The organism is Frankia sp. R43 (genome assembly GCF_001306465.1).
In the GTDB taxonomy this organism is placed as follows: Bacteria; Actinomycetota; Actinomycetes; order Frankiales; family Frankiaceae; genus Parafrankia; species Parafrankia irregularis.
In genome coordinates this window covers 349,870-369,036 of record NZ_LFCW01000010.1, presented here as the reverse complement: position 1 = coordinate 369,036, position 19,167 = coordinate 349,870, and the positions used below count along the sequence as shown (strand labels likewise).

The 19,167-nt window shown below is 71.2% G+C and carries 16 protein-coding genes; 8 read left to right on the top strand and 8 right to left on the bottom strand.

Annotated features, from left to right (window positions below):
• Positions 1-78 precede the first annotated feature (78 nt).
• From ACG83_RS35505 to ACG83_RS35495, 3 genes are all read right to left on the bottom strand, one after another.
• The gene (locus ACG83_RS35505; RefSeq protein WP_054570608.1) at positions 79-585 is read right to left on the bottom strand and encodes a transcriptional regulator; all 507 of its coding nucleotides are present in this window, start codon (positions 583-585) and stop codon (positions 79-81) included.
• Positions 586-1,170: 585 nt separating this feature from the next.
• Complete coding sequence (locus ACG83_RS35500) at positions 1,171-2,529, bottom strand: chromosome partitioning protein (protein WP_054570607.1); 1,359 nt, start codon at positions 2,527-2,529, stop codon at positions 1,171-1,173.
• Positions 2,526-3,356 (bottom strand): SAF domain-containing protein, encoded by an 831-nt coding sequence (locus ACG83_RS35495; RefSeq protein WP_054570606.1) that lies wholly within the window; start codon positions 3,354-3,356, stop codon positions 2,526-2,528. The genes ACG83_RS35500 and ACG83_RS35495 overlap by 4 nt, the downstream gene beginning before the upstream one ends.
• Before the next feature lie 541 nt (positions 3,357-3,897).
• Here ACG83_RS35495 and ACG83_RS35490 point away from each other — a divergent pair.
• Positions 3,898-4,134: a helix-turn-helix domain-containing protein gene (locus tag ACG83_RS35490; protein WP_006541514.1), complete on the top strand. Its 237-nt coding sequence runs from the start codon at positions 3,898-3,900 to the stop codon at positions 4,132-4,134.
• A 71-nt stretch (positions 4,135-4,205) separates the two neighbouring features.
• On the opposite strand, the gene ACG83_RS35485 is transcribed toward ACG83_RS35490, so the two are convergent.
• On the bottom strand, positions 4,206-4,775 hold the full coding sequence (locus ACG83_RS35485) for a hypothetical protein (RefSeq protein WP_054570605.1): 570 nt from the start codon (positions 4,773-4,775) through the stop codon (positions 4,206-4,208).
• A gap of 217 nt (positions 4,776-4,992) precedes the next feature.
• On the opposite strand from ACG83_RS35485, the gene ACG83_RS45610 reads away from it, so the two are divergent.
• Entirely contained in the window at positions 4,993-6,324 is a 1,332-nt protein-coding gene (locus ACG83_RS45610) for a hypothetical protein (protein ID WP_161934829.1), read from the top strand.
• Positions 6,325-6,402: 78 nt separating this feature from the next.
• Positions 6,403-7,080, top strand: coding sequence for an Rv3235 family protein (locus ACG83_RS35475; RefSeq protein ID WP_054570603.1), 678 nt, complete (start codon positions 6,403-6,405; stop codon positions 7,078-7,080).
• 151 nt (positions 7,081-7,231) lie between these two features.
• Here ACG83_RS35475 and secA read toward each other — a convergent pair whose 3' ends face one another.
• Positions 7,232-10,171 (bottom strand): preprotein translocase subunit SecA, encoded by a 2,940-nt coding sequence (gene secA, locus ACG83_RS35470; protein WP_054570602.1) that lies wholly within the window; start codon positions 10,169-10,171, stop codon positions 7,232-7,234.
• 343 nt (positions 10,172-10,514) lie between these two features.
• Between secA and ACG83_RS35465 the strand changes: the two genes are divergently transcribed.
• Complete coding sequence (locus ACG83_RS35465; protein WP_054570601.1) at positions 10,515-11,120, top strand: GNAT family N-acetyltransferase; 606 nt, start codon at positions 10,515-10,517, stop codon at positions 11,118-11,120.
• Positions 11,121-11,241: 121 nt separating this feature from the next.
• Here the strand turns inward: ACG83_RS35465 and ACG83_RS35460 are convergent, their stop codons facing one another.
• The 3 genes from ACG83_RS35460 to ACG83_RS35450 all read right to left on the bottom strand — a co-directional run bounded on the left by ACG83_RS35460 (position 11,242) and on the right by ACG83_RS35450 (position 14,333).
• Complete coding sequence (locus tag ACG83_RS35460) at positions 11,242-11,955, bottom strand: response regulator transcription factor (RefSeq protein ID WP_054570600.1); 714 nt, start codon at positions 11,953-11,955, stop codon at positions 11,242-11,244.
• A 148-nt stretch (positions 11,956-12,103) separates the two neighbouring features.
• Complete coding sequence (hpf, locus tag ACG83_RS35455; protein WP_054570599.1) at positions 12,104-12,892, bottom strand: ribosome hibernation-promoting factor, HPF/YfiA family; 789 nt, start codon at positions 12,890-12,892, stop codon at positions 12,104-12,106.
• Positions 12,893-13,550: 658 nt separating this feature from the next.
• Complete coding sequence (locus tag ACG83_RS35450) at positions 13,551-14,333, bottom strand: ComF family protein (RefSeq protein WP_235498383.1); 783 nt, start codon at positions 14,331-14,333, stop codon at positions 13,551-13,553.
• Positions 14,334-14,671: 338 nt separating this feature from the next.
• On the opposite strand from ACG83_RS35450, the gene ACG83_RS35445 reads away from it, so the two are divergent.
• From ACG83_RS35445 to ACG83_RS35430, 4 genes are read left to right on the top strand one after another with little or no spacing between them, the layout of a single operon-like run.
• Positions 14,672-15,766, top strand: coding sequence for a hypothetical protein (locus ACG83_RS35445; RefSeq protein ID WP_054570597.1), 1,095 nt, complete (start codon positions 14,672-14,674; stop codon positions 15,764-15,766).
• Complete coding sequence (locus tag ACG83_RS35440; RefSeq protein ID WP_054570596.1) at positions 15,763-16,539, top strand: DUF4129 domain-containing protein; 777 nt, start codon at positions 15,763-15,765, stop codon at positions 16,537-16,539. Before ACG83_RS35445 ends, ACG83_RS35440 begins: the two co-directional genes overlap by 4 nt.
• Positions 16,536-18,077, top strand: coding sequence for a DUF4350 domain-containing protein (locus tag ACG83_RS35435; protein WP_054570595.1), 1,542 nt, complete (start codon positions 16,536-16,538; stop codon positions 18,075-18,077). The genes ACG83_RS35440 and ACG83_RS35435 overlap by 4 nt, the downstream gene beginning before the upstream one ends.
• Positions 18,074-19,165 (top strand): AAA family ATPase, encoded by a 1,092-nt coding sequence (locus ACG83_RS35430; RefSeq protein ID WP_369812941.1) that lies wholly within the window; start codon positions 18,074-18,076, stop codon positions 19,163-19,165. Before ACG83_RS35435 ends, ACG83_RS35430 begins: the two co-directional genes overlap by 4 nt.
• Positions 19,166-19,167: the final 2 nt, after the last annotated feature.

The window sequence follows — 19,167 nt, the reverse complement described above, 5'->3', positions numbered from 1 at the left end:
ATGTCGCCGCTCCCTCGCGGGCCGCCCGCGCCTGCTGGCTACAACCGGCCCGACCCGACAGAAATGCCGGCCCTGCTCCTACTCCGGCGGCTCTTGCGGCTCATGTTCCTCGGGGAAGCTGGTCTCGAGCACTCCCCAGGAACGTAGCCTCTCGGCGAACTCCTGGGGGGTCGTGTCGTGCAGCAGTGCCAGCGCCCGGACGTCACCGTCGCGGATGGACAGCACGTGACCGGCGTAGTCGTCACGCTGCCGCTGAATCTGCGCGACCCATCTACGCACCAGGGCAGACGAGTCCGGCGGCGCCGCGGCGAGCTTCTCGAGATTGAGCACTGTGCGCGGCCTGCGTTCCCGCGGTGGCAGCTGGTCCTCGTTTGGCAACAGCGCGGAGACCGGCACGCCGTAGAAGCCGGCGAGCTCCGACAGCTGATGGACGCTGATCATCCGATCGCCGCGTTCATAGGAGCCGACCGCGGCGGTCTTCCACCGACCACGCGACTTCTGTTCTACGCCCTGCAGAGACAACCCCTGCTGGATCCGGATTGCCCGTAGGCGAGAACCCACGGCCTTCGCGTACTCCCGGCTCATCCGACACACCCCCTGTCGTCTCGACCGAGCGATCGACGTGTTCTGTCAGCGCGCTGACCTGCGCGATGACGCTCCACGCACACACTAACTTAACGTCCCCGAAAGCGACGATTCACCATCCGATCACCATCCGACAGGCGAATGATGCGGATAGCGGCGAGTCCGCCACCCAGCCGGACCTGGTTAACACGAGCCGCGGCGTACCGCTCACCACGGGACGCGATGTTCGACCTCCTTGTCGCTCATAGCCAGGACTTCGCCACTGCTCGCGGATAACCGCTCGACGATTCGATGCCCCTGAATCGCTCCCCGTAACCATTGGGGCCACCGACGGCCGGCGCCCGCCCGACGAATGTCACAACGATCCGATCGGCGGCCGTGGAATTTGTCCGTACTGAGCGTGAAATCACGCGGTTTGATTCGTCATATCAGGTATGGGCAGTCCGGAACGACTGGGGTCGGCCGCGATGGCAGACCCCCGTGACAGACCTCGGCGCCGGACTCGGCGCCAGCCGCGATGGCAGGGAGGACAGGGATGGAAGGGGAAGACGGGGATGGAAGGGATGGAAGGCGGATCAACGGCGATCAGCGTTGCGCCCGGCGCAGCGTGGAGCGACGCCGCCGTGAGGTGGCCGTGGCGCCGGCCAGCGCCGCGGCAAGGTCGCGAACCGCGAGCCGAGCCGGTGAGGCCGGTGCGATGTCCCGCAGGAGCTGGCCGGAGGCCGCCGCCGCGTCCAGACCGGCGAGATCATGGGGAACCAGTGCCACCGGCTCGCGCCCGGTGTGCCGGACCATCGCACGCGACACCTCGCGGCGCGGATCCCCGCCGACCACCGAGCCGCGCAGCTTGTTGACCACGATCAGTGGGTCGGCGTGCGGGACGACCTCGCGCAGCTCCGCGAGCCCCCGGACGAACCGCACCAGACCGACCGGCTCGGCGGACGCGACCGCGAGCACGGTGTCCGCCGCCTCGAGGACCGCAAGCGTCGCGCCGTTACGCCGTGGCGCCGTGGTGTCGAAGGACAGCTCCTCGTCCGTTTCCAGACAGAAGCCACAGTCGACGACCACGAACGAGGCGAGCCGGCGGGACAGCGCGATGACCGTCTCCACCGAGGTGGGCCGAAGCTCGGGCCAGCGCGACGGCCGGGAGATCCCCGGCAGCACCCGCATACCCCCGCCGAGGTCCCGGCACAGCATGGCGAGCCGGGGGACGTCCAACAGGCCCTGGTTCGCCGAGCGCGCGGCGGCCGCGAGGCCGGGCGCCTCCTCCAGCAGGCCGACATGCTGACCGATGGAACCGCCGTACGAATCCGCGTCGATGAGAAGAGTGGGGCGGCCGAGGCCGGCGAGCTCGGCCGCCAGCCCCAGCGCGATCGTCGTCCGGCCCGGAGAACCGACGGGACCCCAGACCGCGATCACTCGGCCCTGCGCAAGCTCGCCGGTCGCGCCGACGCCGTCGATGCCACCGAGACCGGCGACGCTGCCGACGCCACCGGCGGAGGAACCCGGCCCGAGCGGTCGCAGGCCGGCGAGCGGCTCGCTGAAGGCCGCGGGGAGCGCCGGTGGACCGGCCAGGTCCGTCAATGCCCGGGTGGCCTCGACCACCGCGGTCGCGACCACCTCGGCGGTGGCGTCCGCAGTGATCACAGCGACGACGCCGAGCTGACGCAGCCGACGATCCGCGTCCTCGTCACCGGGCGCTATCAGGCCGACGACGGCGACGCCGGACATTGCCAGGCGAGCCAGGGCCTCCCTGTCCAACCGCCTCAGGTCGGCGGAGAGCAGCGCGGCCCGCGCCGCGCCGGTCGTCGCGGCGGCGAGCAGGTCGGGAAGGTCGACGCAGCGACGCACGACAGTGACACCCAGGTCATGACGGTCGAAGGCCGAGACGAGCCCGGCCTCCACGACCGAGTCGGTGACCGCGGTCAGGATCGGCAGGCTCACCGCCCGTACCCCGGCACCGCGGACGGGCCAGGCACCCCGACCTCGCCCCGCGCATCACGTTCGAGCTTCACCACGTCGACCCGTTCGCTCTGGGACGCGGCGACCGCGCGGATCGCGTCCTCCACCGGCACCCGCAGCTCAAGGGAGTGGTCGCCGCCGCTCAGCCGGTCCTCGGAGACGAACTCGACGTCGTGCAGCACCTGGATCTCGGCGCCCGCGCCACTGGCCGCGGCCCGCTGCTCCGCACCGCTGCCCGACGAGCCGGAGCCAGCGCCCGAGCCCGAACCTGCACCCGAACCAGAACCAGAACCCGTACCGGCATCGGTCGAGGGCGGCGCGGCATCCGGCTGGTAGACGAAGACGTCGACATGATCGCCCGGGGTGAGCGCCGGCAGCCGGCCAGCCTTGACGATCACCGGCACGAGCCTGGTCGCCGTGGTGCTGGCCCCGGCGAAATCGGCGCCACTGAGCAGCTCCCCGCGGCTGACCGGACGCGCCAGCGTGGCCCCGACGAGCTCACCGCGCCGATCTCCGGGGTAGTAACGGTCGGATGTGGCGTGGTCCAGCTGCGCGCTGACCGTTCGAAGGTCGCCTTCGACGACGAGATGGCCCACCGGGAGGTCCGCGGCGGCGACGACCCACTGCCTGCTCTGATCCGCCGCCGTGAACAGGCGGGTGCCAGCCACGACGGACACCAGCACCAGCAGCACACCGACAAGCAGCCGCGAATCCCGCCAACGGCGCCGGCCCAGTCTTCGCGCCGCGGGCGACGGCGGAACTGGCGGGGTCGGTTCCGGTCGCGCCGGCGCGACGGTCAGCTCGGTCACCGGGCCCTCCTCATTCCTCGCTGCTCCAGCCGCGTCGAGCCGCGCCCCGGCCACAGCCGGTGCAGGGCGGGGTGAACCCGCCGGAAGCAGCGGACGCCTGGACGAACCCTACGGTCGCAGAGCGTACGTAGTCGACGACCACAAACTCCTCCATTCGGCCATACCGCATGGAGTCGTCACCATCGCCGTCCGCCGCCGCCCCATCCGACCTTCCTGACATATGACGCCTGACGGCCCCCTCACGATGCGCAGCGGCCGGGCCGGGCATAAGGCTGCTGGGTGCGCAGACCGCCGCCACCGTGCCTGACCTGGCCTGATGGAACTGACCCGGAGGGAGCTCGGCGCAGAATGGACGACAGGGCGCCGGGGAGCGCCAACGTGTCGTCGGCCTCGAAGCGGCCGCGGGGCAACTGTCAGATGACAGCCCATCAGGCGGTATCGCGCGCAGTTATCCACAAGCCGAGGCATTCGAACGCGATGCGATGCGGGAACTCTGATACACAGGGAAGACGCGCCGACCGTCACCGGAGAGGAGGCGTTGATGAACGACCGCTTCCTTCAGCTCAGCGATGTGGCGGAGATCCTCAACATCTCTGCCAGCCAGACGTACGCACTCGTCCGCTCTGGTGAGCTACCGGCCATCAAGATCGGCGGGCGGGGCCAGTGGCGGGTTGAGCGCACCGAGCTCGAGGCCTACATCCAGCGCGCCTACGAGCAGACGCGGGCCTTCGTCGCGGCGAATCCGATGAGTCGCAACGAGGCCGTTCCCGACGACTGACCAGGCGGCCGATCAGACGGCTGACAGGCCCGCCCCTGGCCTGCTACGGCCGTTCTGGCGCTGCGCGCCCCTCAGCTCCGGCGGATGAAGGCGAGCCCGTCGAAGGGAATCGTCCAGCCGGAGCGGATCTCCGTCCTGCGGGCGAACTCCCCGAGCGGATGTTCCGCGAGTTCCAGGAAGTCCGCGCCGACGCGCAGCAGCGTGCCGGTCAGCGCGGCGCCTCCCAGCAGCGTGACCGCGCAGACCGACCGGTCTCGCACGAGCCCCCGCACGACATGCCGCAGATCGAGGCGCGCGGCCAGGCGACCCTCATGCCCCGGCTGAGCCGAGACCGCGGTCAGCCCACGGACCGCGAGCAGCGAGGCTCTCGGCACCAGCAGCTCGGTCGAAGCCGTCTCGTTCAGCAGAAGCCAGTCGACACCCAGCGCGGAGAGCCTGCCGTTGACGGCGAACGGACCCGGGCCGGGCCCGCCGCGCAGCAGGCAGCGCACCTCGGAGCCGATGGCCGGCCGCATCCGGTCGAGCATGCGCAGATAGGCGGCCTCCCTGCGGGTCCGGTCCGCGATCTCCGCATCCAGCTCGGCCGCCTCCGCGGCCTCCCATTGCAGTTCGAGATCCGAAAAAAGATCTTCCCAGCGCATCCGCGCGTCCGCCTCCGCCCTCACCGATCAACCGTCACCAAGACGAGCAAACGCCCCAGAGCGGATTGACATCCACCCTCTCGCGGGTTACACAAGCAAACGTAACCAAACTGCACCGTTCGCGCATCAGCTCCCTGACCCCGAGCTAATGCGCTTTACAGCACGGTCAGCGATCGTCATCCCTGCCTACTCACGGCCAGCGCAAAGAAGATCGTCCGTGTCAGGCACCCGAATCCACATCGGACGGACGGGTACGAAGAGCATGATCTCAGGGGCAAGACGGGACATCGCCGCTCGGGTAGGCGGCGCGACGGCCGCCCTCGGCATCGCCGCGGTACTGGTCCTGCTCGGTCCGCGGTTGGCCGACTTCCCCTCGAAGCCGGGCGAGGTCTGGCCATGGTTTCGCGGAACACCCGAGCTGGCCCTCGCCAACTGTCTGGGGCTCATCGCCTGGATCTGCCTGCTGTGGTTGTGCGCGGGGGTGGTCCTCGGAGCACTGGCCGCGCTGCCGGGTGCCGCTGGCCGCGTCTTCGCCGCCCTGGCCCGTCGGGTCCTGCCCAGGGCCGTCCGCCGGATCGTCGAGGTCGGGCTCGGGGTCACCCTCGTGACCGCCAGCGTCAGCCCACTCGTCGCCGCCAGCCCCGCCTCCGCAGCCACCACCACCGGCTCAGCGCACGCGACCGCCGTCACCCAGTCGGTGTCCGCGGCGCCAGGCGGCACAGGCACGGCTTCGCCGCAGACCAGTCAGAACAGCTGGCCCTTTCTCGGGCATGACAACACGGGGCCGAACAACACCGGGCCGAACGGTTCGGGGCTCGAGAGCACGTCCACGGGCAGCACGTCGACGGGCAGTGCCGACGAACTGCGCGCCTCCGTCGGAGACGTCCTTCCGGACGACCTCCTGATCGTGCCGCTGACTCCGGTGCGAGCAGCGGGAACGGCCGCGACCCCGGCGCAGTCGACCGGGCTGACCGCCCATGCCCCCGGCAGTCAGCCCGCGGCCACGACGACAACCCCTGCTTCGGAGCAGGGGTGGCCCAGCCTCAGCCATCCCACGAACAGCAAGCCGGGCCCCCCGCCGAGCCAGCCCGGAGCCTCCGGCACCACCAGCCAGCCCAGCCCCACCAACACCACCAGCCCCACAAGCCAACCCAGCCCAACCCGCCCCACCAGTGCCACCAGCCGACCCGCCACAGGCCAGTCCACTCCCAGCAGCCAGCCCAGCCAGCCGGACACGACAACCCGACCACCCGCGGCAACCGTTGATCCTGTCGTGCCGGCCGCACCGCTGGGCACCGGCACACCGGCGACGGCACCCGGCACACCGGCACAGAACCCGATGTCCAGCGCGGACGGATCAGCGGAGATCGTCGTGCTGCGGGGGGACAGTCTCTGGTCCATCGTCGCCCGCCACCTCGGCCCGGGCGCGACGTCCGACCAGATCGCCGCCGAGTGGCCGCGCTGGTGGTCCGCGAACGCCGATGTGATCGGGCCTGACCCAGATCTGATCCTGCCGGGTCAGCGACTCGTCCCACCGCCTCCGTCCTGAGCCGGCCGTCTCCGACCACCCAACGCCCTACACCCGACAGCCGACTACCCAACGCCCGACCGCCGTGAAAGGCCCGCCGTGACTGCGACGACTGCCCTGACCCTGCCCCGTCGTCGGCGTCCCCACGTGGTCGCCGTGCCCGGGCTGCTGCCCGTGCGCTCCGTCGACCCGCCCTACGACGACGAGATCGCCCCGGGCACCGGGGCTGCTCCCGGTGCCCGGCACCGCTCGATCGACCGGCCACGACCCGCACGGGCCACCGGCGGCGCCGTCTCGACAGCGCCTCGGGAGGTCACCAGCGGGGCGCACCGACTTGCCGAACGGGGAGCGCTCCGCCCATTGCTGCCGGAGCAGCTGACCTTGCCGCTGTCCCGCCAGCGCGAGCAGCGCCCGCCGCGCCGTGTGGCATCCGCCCCGGCGACGAGCGGGCACCCACGGCAACAGCAGGCACCGGACCCGCGGCGCACCGCCGCCGTCGTCGTCCGCCTGATCGTCGAGGTTCTCTCCGGTGCGCGCCCGATGGCGCATCTCACCCCATGGACGACCGCCGACCTTCAGCACGACCTCCAACGGACCGCGGCGGCGCTCACCAACCGCCAGCCCAGCCAGGTACGCAGCGTGCGGGTCAGTGAGCCGACGCCCGGCATCGCCGAGGTCAGCGCCGTGATCAGTCGAGGCCAGCGCATGCGGGCGCTGGCACTCCGAATGGAGCGCGGCGCGGACCGCTGGCAGGTGACCACCTTGCAGCTCGGCTGATCAGGCCCGCCCCGCCGTTCTGGAACCGGGGTTGCTCAACCGAGCAGCCCCGGTTCTGCTGGGCCCGGCAAAGCTGGGCCCTGGCAATGCCGAGTCGCGGACACTCAGGCCAGCGGACCGCGGGCATGCCCCGCCAGTCGCCGCGCCGTGGTCAGTCGTTGCGCCGTGCCGGGTCACCGTGGCAACGCTTGAACTTTCGACCTGACCCACAGGGGCACGGCGCGTTGCGCGCTGTACGCGCCGCGCCGCCGTCACCGGCACTGACACCGCGGCCCATCGCGCCGCCAGGGCCCGAACCGCGGCCGGCACCCGTCAGCCCAGCTCCGCTGTCGACGGTGACGGTGGGCGTGGCGTCACCGTCAACGCTCGGCGCCGAGTACTGCAGGTTTCCCGATGGACGGCGCGGTTCCAGGCCCTTGACGAAGACCGGTGGCGGCGCCGGGGCCGGGGTGGGCACCGGAACAGCTGGTGACACCGGCGAAACCCGACCGGCGGCACCCGACCCACCGGCATCGGGGGCAGGCGGGAGCTGCAGCTCAGGCGCGGCCGGTGCGACCGCTGGCGCCTCCGGCGCGGAAGTCTCCGCGTCCCGACCGGGAACCTGAACGTCGACGTTGAACAGGAGGCGGACCGACTCCTCCTTGATCCCCTCCATCATCGTCTGGAACATGTCGAAGCCCTCGCGCTGGTACTCGACGACCGGGTCACGCTGACCCATCGCCCGCAGGCCGATGCCCTCCTGCAGGTAGTCCATCTCGTACAGGTGCTCGCGCCACTTGCGGTCGAGCACCGCCAGCACCACCCTGCGCTCCAGCTCGCGCATCACCGCCTCGCCGTCCGGCTTGTCACCGAGGTCCAGCTCGCGGCGGTCATAGGCTTCCTGGGCGTCCGACTGAAGATCTTCGAGCAACAGGTCGGAGGTCAGGCCCTCGCGGTCGTCCGTGCCCGGCGCGTCCACTCCGACCGGGTAGAGCTGCCCGAGGCCGGTCCAGAGCGTGTCGAGGTCCCACTCCTCCGGGTAGCCGTCGCCCGTGGCTCCCCGGACGTACCCCTCAACGGTGTCGTCGACGAAGTGGCGAACCTGCTCGTGCAGGTCGGCTCCCTCGAGAACCTTGCGGCGCTCCTCGTAGATCACGGTGCGCTGCTTGTTCATGACCTCGTCGTACTTGAGGACGTTCTTGCGGATCTCGAAGTTCTGGCCCTCGACCTGGGTCTGCGCCGATCGAATCGCACGAGTGACGATCTTCGATTCGATCGGCACGTCGTCCGGGATGTTGAGGCGATCCATGATGCCCTCGACCGCGGCGGCGTTGAACAGCCGCATGAGGTCGTCTCCCAGTGAGAGGTAGAACCGGGACTCGCCGCGGTCACCCTGGCGCCCGGCACGACCGCGCAGCTGGTTGTCGATACGGCGGGACTCGTGGCGCTCCGTGCCCAGAACATAGAGACCGCCGGCCCCGACGACGTCCTCGTGCTCGGCCGTGACCGATGCCCGCGCCTTCTCCAGCGCCTCGGACCAGGCGGCCTCGTAGTCGTCGGGAGTCTCGACCGGAGACAGACCGCGCTGACGGAGCTCCCCCTGCGCGATGAACTCGGGGTTGCCACCGAGCATGATGTCGGTGCCTCGGCCGGCCATGTTGGTGGCCACCGTGACAGCGCCCCGCCGCCCCGCCTCGGCGATGATGTGGGCCTCACGCTCGTGCTGCTTGGCGTTCAGCACCTCGTGCTTCACACCGCGCTTGGTCAGCTGCTTGGACAGGTACTCCGACTTCTCGACACTGGTCGTGCCGACGAGGACCGGCTGCCCCTTCTCATGGCGCTCCGCGATGTCCTCGACGACGGCGTCGAACTTGGCGACCTCGGTCTTGTAGACGACGTCCGGCTGGTCCGCCCTGGCCATCGCCTTGTTGGTCGGAATGGGGACCACGCCGAGCTTGTAGATCTGGTGGAACTCGGCGGCCTCGGTCATGGCCGTGCCGGTCATCCCGGACAGTTTGTCGTACAGCCGGAAGTAGTTCTGGAGAGTGATCGTCGCCAGGGTCTGGTTCTCCTGCCGGATCTCGACCTTCTCCTTGGCCTCGATCGCCTGGTGCATGCCCTCGCTGTAGCGGCGACCGTGCAGAACCCGGCCGGTGAACTCGTCGACGATGAGGACCTCGCCGTCGGTGACGATGTAGTCCTTGTCCAGCTTGTAAAGCTCTTTGGCCTTCAGCGAGTTGTTGAGGTAGCCGACGAGCGGGGTGTTCACCGACTCATAGAGGTTCTCGATACCGAGCTGGTCCTCGACCTTCTCGACCCCGGCCTCGGTGATCGCGACCGTGCGCTTGCCTTCCTCGACCTCATAGTCGACGTCCCGCTCCAGCAGCGGGGCGATGCGGGCGAACTCGGTGTACCAGCGGGTCGGGTTGTCGGCCGGGCCACTGATGATCAGCGGCGTGCGGGCCTCGTCGATGAGGATCGAGTCGACCTCGTCGACCACCGCGAAGTGGTGACCGCGCTGGACCAGCTCGTCCGCACTCCAGGACATGTTGTCGCGCAGGTAGTCGAAGCCGAACTCGTTGTTCGTGCCATAGGTGATGTCGCACCGGTACTGCTGGCGACGCGCCGCGGGTGGCATCTGCGGGTGGATGACACCGACCGTCAGGCCGAGGAAGCGGTGAACGCGGCCCATGTTCTCGGCGTCACGCCGGGCCAGGTAGTCGTTCACCGTGACGATGTGGACGCCTTCCCCCGCCAGCGCGTTGAGATAGGCGGGCAGAGTGGAGACCAGGGTCTTGCCTTCACCGGTCTTCATCTCGGCGATGTTGCCCATGTGCAGCGCCGCGCCGCCCATGATCTGGACGTCGAAGTGACGCTGGCCGAGCGTCCGCCGGGCGGCCTCACGCACCACCGCGAACGCTTCGGGCAGCAGGGAGTCGAGGGTCTCGTCCTCGTTCGCCAGGCGCTGGCGGAACTCGTCGGTCATCCCGCGCAGCTCGGCGTCGGTCAGCCCGGTGAAGTCGTCCTCAATGAGGTTCACCTGCTCGGCGATCGCCTTGAGCTTGCGCAGAATCCGGCCCTCACCGGCACGCAAGATCTTGTCTAGAACCACGGCGGAACCCCTCCGGCAGGCATGTCGGCGAACTCACCGACACCACGATGCTAGTCCCTCGATCGTCGCCCACGGCCCCAGCTCGGACCACTGGCGACGCGGTGGGTTCACCGGGACACATCGGCATGCCCGGACAGCCTCGTTCGGCCCTCTCCCACCGACATGTCCAACGACTGTGGGGTGGTGCCGGTGCCCGCCGGCGACTCCGACGGCGGACAACACGCCCACCCGGCACCAACACGGCCAGTCGTGCATCAACCTGCCCGCCCGACGCCGACACGCCCGGTCGACGCCGACACGCCCGCCTGACACGGCCACGCCGGACGCTGGCATCGTGACGGTTATGCGTCCCGACATCAGGCCCGATCGACACGGGGCGGTGCCGCTCCCGGCCCGGCCGCCGCTGGAACCGGTCGAGATCACGGCGGGAGCACTCCATCTGCGCCCCTGGCGAACGACCGACGCGGGCGCGATGTTCAGCGCCTGCCAGGACCTGGAGATCCAGCGGTGGACACAGGTCCCCGCGCCGTACACGCGGGAGCACGCCGAGGACTTCGTCGGCCGGCAGGCCAGGGCGGCCTGGGCCGCGGCCACCAGCACGCCGCTCGCGGTCGTCGACGCCACCACGGAGGCGCTGCTGGCCTCCGTCACTCTGCAGAGCATGACCGACGAGGGTGACGCCGAGATCGCCTTCTGGTGCGTCCCCGAGGCGCGTGGTCAGGGGGTCACGACCCGCGCCGCCGCCGCGTTGCTGCGTTGGGGATTCGGGGCGCTCGGGCTGGAGCGGGTCGAGTGGCGGGCCGCGGTGGGCAACCACGGGTCCCTGCGGGTCGCCCAGAAGCTGGGCTTCTCCCTGGACGGCACCCTGCGCCACGCCATCGTTCTCGGCGACGGCGCCCGGCACGACTGCTGGGTCGGCTCACGCCTGGCGACAGACCCGCCCGTCTGAACAGCCCGCAGGCAGCCCCTGGGCCTGCCGGGAACCGGAAGCGGCCGCCGGAGGCGCCATGGCGCCTCCGGCGCCGAAGGCCAAGCCCGATGCCCGGGTGGCCAGGGGCGCATGCGGCCTGTCAGGTGATTTCGAGCAGCTTCTCCCGAACCGCGTAGACCACGGCCTCCATCCGGGAGTGCAGCTGCAGCTTCTCCAGGATGTTGCGGATGTGGTTCTTGACGGTGTTCTCGCTGATGTAGAGCTGCTTGGCGATGTCGCGGTTGTTCAGCCCCTTGGCCACCAGCCGGAGGACCTCCATCTCCCGGTCGGTCAGACGCGGAGTCGGGAGCTGGGGGCGGTCGTCCTTCGTCTTGATCATCGCGGCGAACTCGCTGAGCAGCTTGGACGCCATGGACGGGCTGATGAGGCTCTGGCCGTTGTAGACCGCGCGAATGTCCGCGGCCACCTCGTCGATCGAGATCTCCTTGAGCAGATAGCCCATGGCACCCGCCTTGATCGCGTCGAAGAGATCGGCCTCCTCATCGCTGATCGTCAACATGACGATCTTCGCGCTCGGCACCTTCTCCTTGATCGCGCTCGTGGCGTCGATCCCGCCGCGGCGCGGCATGCGAACGTCCATGAGGACGATGTCCGGCGCCATCTCGGCCGCCATGGTGACCGCTTCCGAGCCGTCGGCCGCCTCACCGACGACCTCGATGTCGACCTCCTGTGCCAGGACCATCTCCAGGCCGCGGCGGAACAACGCGTGGTCGTCAACGATCAGCACCCGGATGGGATTCGCCTCCGATGGCGTCCGCAGCGCCTCCTCGGAACGCCGCTCGTCCACCGTCATCTCCGACCTCCCCTGGAACCGCCCCGGTGGGGCGTGCCTGCGACGACCCCTCGTCGCAGGCACGCCCCACGGAACCCGCCGTGTGCACCGATGCCGGGAGTCCGACACCCGAGGCAAATGGTCCCACGTCGGCCGGGGGGATCGACCCTCACACGGCGGAAATGACCGCCGCCGCGCGTTCTCGCGACCCGTTCATGTCGCCCGAGCCGTTCTGGCCCGCCGAGCCCGCGAGCCGGATGACGCCGTAGTCGTATCCGCACCTGCGGTACACGACGCTGGGCAGACCGCTGTTCGCGTCGAGGAACAGGTAGAAGTCGTGGCCGACGAGTTCCATGTTGGACAGCGCGTCGTCGAGAGTCATGGGCGCGGCGGCGTGGGTCTTCTCCCGTACCACCATCGGTGAGTAGTCCGATTCGTGGCCGCTCTCGGCATCCGACCAACGGTCGCTGTCGGCACGCCCGCTGCCCGCCGCGGCGGCGGTGGACTCCCCACCCGGAACACCGTGCAACACGCCCCTGGCCGCCTTGGCGGCCCCGTTGGAGGCCGGCTCGCCCGTGCTCTGCAGGACCAGGTCCGCCTGCAGTGCTCCCGCCCGGCCGGGCCCAGGATGGTTCGCGCCGGCGTGGTTGGCGTGGTGGCGGACCCTCCGGTCGGCAGCACGCCGCAGGCGTTCGGCGAGCTTGGCCGCGGCGCGATCGAGCGCCGCGTACGGGTCGCCCGCGGAAGCCTCCGCACGGATGACCGGGCCGCGTGAATAGACGGTCAGCTCGACACGGTCGGACATGCCGGACAGTCGAGGATTGGTCTCCTTCGAGTGTTCGACGTCCACCCGCATCACTCTGGAATCGAGCCGCTCAAGCTTGGCGAGCTTGGCCTGGACATGCCTGCGGAACCGTTCCGGAACCGCGGTGTGCCTGCCCTTGACCACGATGTCCACGCGATCCACCTCCCGTTCACCTGGCCCGGCCGGCCGATCCACCTTCGATCAGCACGGCCAGCGAGTCGGTTGCCTCGGTGGTTTTCCGGAACGGATCCAAATGTCGACCCGCGCCGGGGGATCCCACCGAAGGTTGTCAACGTTCCTGGTGTCAGTCATCGAGCCTTTTCCACCGCACGGCCCGCGGTCTCAGGGGTGCCGCGAGCCCGAGTCGACCTCGGAAAAGACTCGTTGGTGCCGGCTTGTGACAGTGGCGCCGCGAGACGTCTCCTTTCGTGAGAGCACCTGACGCTCTGCCCGGTGACCACGGCATCGGCGCGATTTCCACCGACCCGCCACGCTCGGCTCCTTCCCCACATCGGGCGGATCCATGCCGGAACCGACCTGCCGAAATCGGGAGATTCCGACCCGGCCTACGGAGCCCCTGAACGCGCCGCAGCGTCTCTGGACACGGTCAGCGACACCCGCCTCGCTCCTACCCCGGCCCGGCAGCCTTCGACGGCAGGCAGGGCGGGGGCCGTGGGCCACATCCGCCGCGGTGGCAGGTGTGCCACGGTGCCCTCACCCCGGATGACCGCATCTGCGCTGCGGTGCGGCGTTCGCCATGAGCTCACGCCGTCGGCTCCGGGAGCGGAGCGCGTGCACCCAGTTTCCTCCTTCAGCCGGAGTACGGCGGGCAATCCCGAAGGGTGGCGCGTCGCGTCGGCGCACCCGCGCTCCGCAGTGGTGTCGCCGCGATCGCGGCCGCACCGGACGGCGCCCAGCCCCCTGCCCGCAGCGCACGGATCGCCTCCGCGGCCGTCGCGCCGGTGGTGATGATGTCGTCGACCACGATCACGATCTCGTGCCGACACGGCGGCCGGGCCCCGGGGTGCGCGGTGAAGGCACCCGAACGGTTACGACGCCGATCCGCCGCACCGAGGTCGGCCTGGTCCACACCGGCCCGCCGGACACGCAGCGCGCCGCTTACCCGAGCCCGCCTGCCCGACCGGGTCAGCACCCTGGCCGCGACCGCCGCGAGGCGAGCGACATGATCGAGCCCGCGCCTGCGCCGGGCCGCCGCGGTCGTGGGGACCGGCACCAGCACCACATCAGCCCGTGGCCGCCGGTGAAGATCGCGACCGGCCACCGCCACGGCCCGCGCGAGCGCACCGCCCAGGACCCGGGCCAGGTCGACGCGCCCTCGCTCCTTGTAGGCGATCAGCAGCGCCCGGGCCGCCCCCTCGAAGCGAGCCGCGGCGACGGTGCGGAACGGCGACGACGAGGCACCAGCGACGTGACCTCGCCGCCCCGGGCTGGCCGTGGGACCCGGAGCGGCGAGAACCAGGGGACCCGTCAGCGCGGCGGCGCACCGGGCGCAGGCCGCGTACCCCGGCAGCCCGCAGCCGGCACAGGCCCGCGGCAGGACGAGATCCGCGAGAATCGCCAGCGCCTCACGCAAACGCGGCAGGCCTGCTGCTTCGCGGTGTTGGCCTGACGCTTCGCGGCCGACGGGAGATGTGGTCACGGAACGAGCATGAATCGCGCCCACCGCGCCACGCCCGCCGTGGGCCGCTCTGTGGACAACGACAAACGCAGTGCGCTTCTGTGCACAGACCCGCCCGGTCTCGATCCGGACACCCAACCGCGACCATGAACCGCAGACGAACATCAACGGTTCGCGGTCGTCGTCGACCGCCCGATCGCGTTGTGGACGTAGCCAATCTGCGACGATGTGCGGTGCCGGGTACGCCAGTCGGCAGAAGCCGCACGGCACGGCACGAGCACAGGGAGACCACGATGGCGGACGGGGCCGGTCAGACCCCTCCCGATGAGCCCGGACCGGCCGGGCCGGCATCCCCCGGTTCCTGGGGCGCACCAGTTCCCGGATCCTGGAGTCCGCCGTCAGCCGGCGGCGACGGGGGCACCCCGGGCGGCTGGCAGGCTCCCGGGCAGCCGCCGGGCGGCTGGGGCTCACCCGGCGGCTGGGATCCGTCCGGCGGGCAGCAGCCCTGGCCCGGGCAGGCACCGGGCCAGCCTCCCCCGGGCTGGGGCCCCGGCCCGTGGGGCCGGCCGCCGATCGCACCCAAGCCGGGGGTGATCCCGCTGCGCCCGTTGTCGGTCGGCGAGATCCTCGACGGGATCTTCTCCACGATCCGCGCGAACCCGGGCGCGACGCTGGGGCTGACTCTCGGCGTGTCCGCGGTGGTCGAGATCGTGATCACGATCATCATGATCGCCGGCGAGGACTCCTCGACCGGGGCGTCGATCGTCCTCGAAACGCTGATCTTCATGCTGACCACCGCGTTGGGGATCTTCCTCTCCGGCGTGCTCGCCGTGGTGGTGAGCGAGGCGGCGCTCGGTTCACGGATCTCGGCCGGCGCGGCGATCAGGCAGGCCGCACCGCGCCTGGGCGGCCTGGTCGTGTTGAGCATCGCCGTGATGCTGCTGTCCGTCCTGGGGCTCATTGCGCTTGTCGTCGGCGCGATCGTGGTCGCCGTCTTCCTGAGCCTCGCCTCCCCGGCCTACGTCCTGGAAGGGCAGACCGTGCGAGGGGCGCTGCGCCGCTCGCGCGACCTCGTCCGCGGGGCCTGGTGGCGGGTGTTCGGCATCGGGCTGCTCGCCGGCCTCGTCGGCGGCATCCTGATGATGATCGTCAGTGTCATCACCACCGTCATCCTGGATTCGTCCGACTCCCTCGCCGACTCGACGCTGACCGACCTGACCGTCGCCGGCCACATCGTCAACGCGATCGGAACACTGATCGGAACGACCATCGCCACCCCGATCTTCTCCGGCACCGCCGTCCTGCTCTACATAGATCAGCGCATCCGCAAGGAGGGGCTGGACGTGACGCTCGCCGAGGCGGCTCGGCAACGCAGCACCGGATCATGACCATTGCCCGCCCGGGCGTCCACCTGACGACCGCGGCCGCGTCGTCCGGCGGCCTTCCGGGTGGGCCGGTCACCAGGGACGGCGCCCGCGAGGAGGCCCACCGGGAGCTGTCCAGGAGCATCTACCGGGATGACGAGCGCGGCTGGTTCAGCCGAACGATCGACTGGATCAACGACCGGCTGGCCGACCTGTGGCACTGGCTCACCCCGGATCCGGACTCCGGCCTCGGCGGTTTCCAGGGCCTCGGCGTCCTCGCGCTGGTCATCGCCCTGGTCGCGCTCGTTGTGGTGCTCCGGGTGTGGCTGGGCCCGGTCCGGCGCTCCGCCCGGCTCCAGCTCGACGAGGCCACGTCGCCCGGTCCGCTCACGGCGGCGCAGCTGCGGGCGCTGTCACGCACCCAGGCCGAGCAGGGGGACCACGCGGAGGCTGTTCGGTCCCGGCTGCGCGCCATCGCCCGGATGCTGGAGGAACGCGGCGTTCTCGATCCGCGGCCCGGGCGCACCGCGAACGAGCTGATCAGCGATCTGCGAGCGGTGGCCGGCCCGTCCGCAGTCCGGCCGCTGGCCGGCGAGACCACGGGCGGGGGGCCGTCCGACCCGATCGCGACACTGGCTGTCGCGGTCGAGGTGTTCAGCGAGATCTGGTACGGCGGCAGGCCGGCGAACCTGGAGGCCTACGAGGTGGTCGTGCGCGCGGACGAGAACCTCGGGCGCATCCGCGGATCCATCGGCCGGGACCGTGCCCCCGACGACGCCCCGCCGGTCCGGGCATGACCGCGCCACCGGCCAGCCCGCCGCGGCCCCCGGCACCGGCCCCGGCTCGACCGACGGCCCCGACCGGCCGGCGGCGGGGGGTGGGCTCGCCGACCCATGTCCGCAGCGGCCCGGGGGCCACGACGGTGCGTGCCGCCTTACGGCTGGCGGCGGTCCTGGCCGTGGTGGTGACCGTGTACGCGGTGCTCGCGGCCGTGGCGAGCCGGCCCAGCGGTGACCGGTACCTCGACATCGGCTCCCCGGGCCCGCACGGAACTCTGGCCGTCGCGGAGATCCTGCGTGAGCGGGGCGTCACCGTCTCGGCACGGCAGTCGGTCCCCGCGGATCTGACGGATACCGGTCCAGCTGCCGGGGGGCGGCGCTCCGCGGGCTCTGACGGGTCGCGCACGGTCGTCGTGACCGACCCGGACCTGCTGTCCCCGGCCGATCTCCAGGCTCTCGTCAGCCTGGCCGACACCGGCTCGGACGTCGTGCTCGTCGCGCCGTCGGAGGCCGCCGTGGCGGCGCTGGAGATGCCGGTCATGGCTGTCCCGGCGGAGGCGTTCGCCGACGGACAGGTCCAGCCGCGGTGCGGGCTGCCGGAGGCGACGGTGGCCGGCACGACGACGATCGGGTCCGACGTCCGGTTCGCCCGGGCGGACGACATCCTCCGATCGGGTCATGAGGGCTGGTCTGGCAACGGCATCGAGCTGGAGCTCTGCTACGGCTTCCCCGACGCCGCCCGCCTTGCCGTCCTCACCCCGACCGGGCCAGGGCTCACCGAACAGACCAGCGGTCGGCTGGTTCTCCTGGGCAGCGGCGACTTCGTCGCCAACGGCGCGCTGGACGAGTCCGGGAACGCCGCGCTGGCCCTCGGGCTGCTGGCCCGGCACACCCAGCTGGACTGGGTGACACCGGCCGTCGCGAGCGAGGGCGCGGTCGGCGGGCAGAGCCTGGCCGACCTCCTACCGGACGGGTTCTGGGTCGGCTTCCTGCAGGCCCTCGTCGCGCTGGTCGTCTTCGCCCTGTGGCGAGGGCGGCGCCTGGGGCCGCCCGTCACCGAGCCGCTGCCGGTGGTGGTGCGTTCCGCGGAAACCGTCGAGGGCCGCGGCCGCCTCTACGCCGCCGCGCGTGCCCGCGAAGGGGCCGCCGCGGCGCTGCGGGCGGGCCTGCGGGTCCGGCTCGCGGACCGGCTGGGCGTCCAGCACGGCGCCCCCGCCGGCCCCGCGCGGCCCCCGCACGAACCGGAGCCGACCGTGCTGGTGGCCGCGGTCGCGGAGCAGACCGGTCGGTCACCCGTAGAGATCCGATCACTCCTGTACGGTTCGGACATAGCACCCACGGGCCATCCGTCCGGGGCCCCTGGGGGCCACCAGCACACCCCCGGTGGAGGGGCCGCACCACCTCCACCCGGCACTGGCCAGCACACCGGGCCCACGGGCACGGTGGCCGGTGCGGCAACCAGTGCGGAGGCCGCACCCGCGACCGACAGCGACATCACGCTCGTCCGGCTGGCCGGCGAACTACACGAACTCGATCGACAGGTGGGCAGAAGGTGACGTCCCCGAACTCCGGTGCGGCTCCGACCGAGTCGTCCCCGCAGACGGCAGTGCCAGTAGCCTCCGGGCCGCAGTCCATGGGGTCGGAGACACTGCGCTCACCGTCGCCGACGCCCCGGACGCCTCCTCAGCCCGACGCCGAGACCGCCCGGCAGTCGCTGATGGCGCTGCGCAACGAGGTCGCGAAGGCGGTCGTGGGCCAGGAGGCCGCGGTCAGCGGGCTGGTGGTCGCGCTGCTGTGTCGCGGCCACGTCCTGCTCGAGGGTGTGCCGGGCGTGGCGAAGACCCTGCTCGTCCGGACGCTGGCGGCGGCGCTGTCGCTGGACACCAAGCGCCTGCAGTTCACCCCGGACCTCATGCCCGGCGACGTCACCGGCTCGCTGGTGTACGACAACCGGACCAGCGAGTTCACCTTCCGCCAGGGCCCGGTCTTCACGAACCTGCTGCTCGCCGACGAGATCAACCGGACTCCACCGAAGACGCAGGCCGCGCTGCTCGAGGTCATGGAGGAACGCCAGGTCACCGTGGACGGGCAGGCGCGCCGGCTGCCGTCGCCGTTCGCCGTCCTCGCCACCCAGAACCCGATCGAGCACGAAGGCACCTACCCGCTGCCGGAGGCGCAGCTCGACCGTTTCCTGGTGAAGGTCACGCTGCCGCTCCCGCCACGCGAGGACGAGGTGCGCATCCTGGCTCACCACGCGGCGGGCTTCGACCCGGGGAACCTGGCGGCGGCCGGGGTCCGGCCGGTGGCGGGCCCGGCCGATCTGGCGGCGGCGCAGGCCGCGGCGGCCCGGGTGCAGGTCCAGCGCGAGGTGCTCGGCTACATCGTGGACATCGCGCGGGCCACCCGGTCGGCGCCGGCCGTCCAGCTCGGGGTCTCCCCGCGTGGCGCGACGGCGTTGCTGGCCACCACCCGCGCCTGGGCCTGGCTGTCCGGGCGCGGCTACGCGACGCCGGATGATGTCAAGGCGCTGGCCCGATCCACCCTGCGCCATCGCATCAGCCTCCGCCCGGAGGCCGAGCAGGATGGTGTGACCGCCGACATCGTGCTCGACCAGGTGCTCGCCGTCGTGCCCGTTCCCCGGTAGCG

What these genes read in the sequence shown, in the direction of transcription:
- ACG83_RS35505 (WP_054570608.1), bottom strand. Translation starts at nt 585, where the DNA reads ATGAGCCGGGAGTACGCGAAGGCCGTGGGTTCTCGCCTACGGGCAATC.
- ACG83_RS35490 (WP_006541514.1), top strand. Translation starts at nt 3,898, where the DNA reads ATGAACGACCGCTTCCTTCAGCTCAGCGATGTGGCGGAGATCCTCAAC.
- ACG83_RS35485 (WP_054570605.1), bottom strand. Translation starts at nt 4,775, where the DNA reads ATGCGCTGGGAAGATCTTTTTTCGGATCTCGAACTGCAATGGGAGGCC.
- ACG83_RS35465 (WP_054570601.1), top strand. Translation starts at nt 10,515, where the DNA reads ATGCGTCCCGACATCAGGCCCGATCGACACGGGGCGGTGCCGCTCCCG.
- ACG83_RS35460 (WP_054570600.1), bottom strand. Translation starts at nt 11,955, where the DNA reads ATGACGGTGGACGAGCGGCGTTCCGAGGAGGCGCTGCGGACGCCATCG.
- ACG83_RS35445 (WP_054570597.1), top strand. Translation starts at nt 14,672, where the DNA reads ATGGCGGACGGGGCCGGTCAGACCCCTCCCGATGAGCCCGGACCGGCC.
- ACG83_RS35440 (WP_054570596.1), top strand. Translation starts at nt 15,763, where the DNA reads ATGACCATTGCCCGCCCGGGCGTCCACCTGACGACCGCGGCCGCGTCG.
- ACG83_RS35435 (WP_054570595.1), top strand. Translation starts at nt 16,536, where the DNA reads ATGACCGCGCCACCGGCCAGCCCGCCGCGGCCCCCGGCACCGGCCCCG.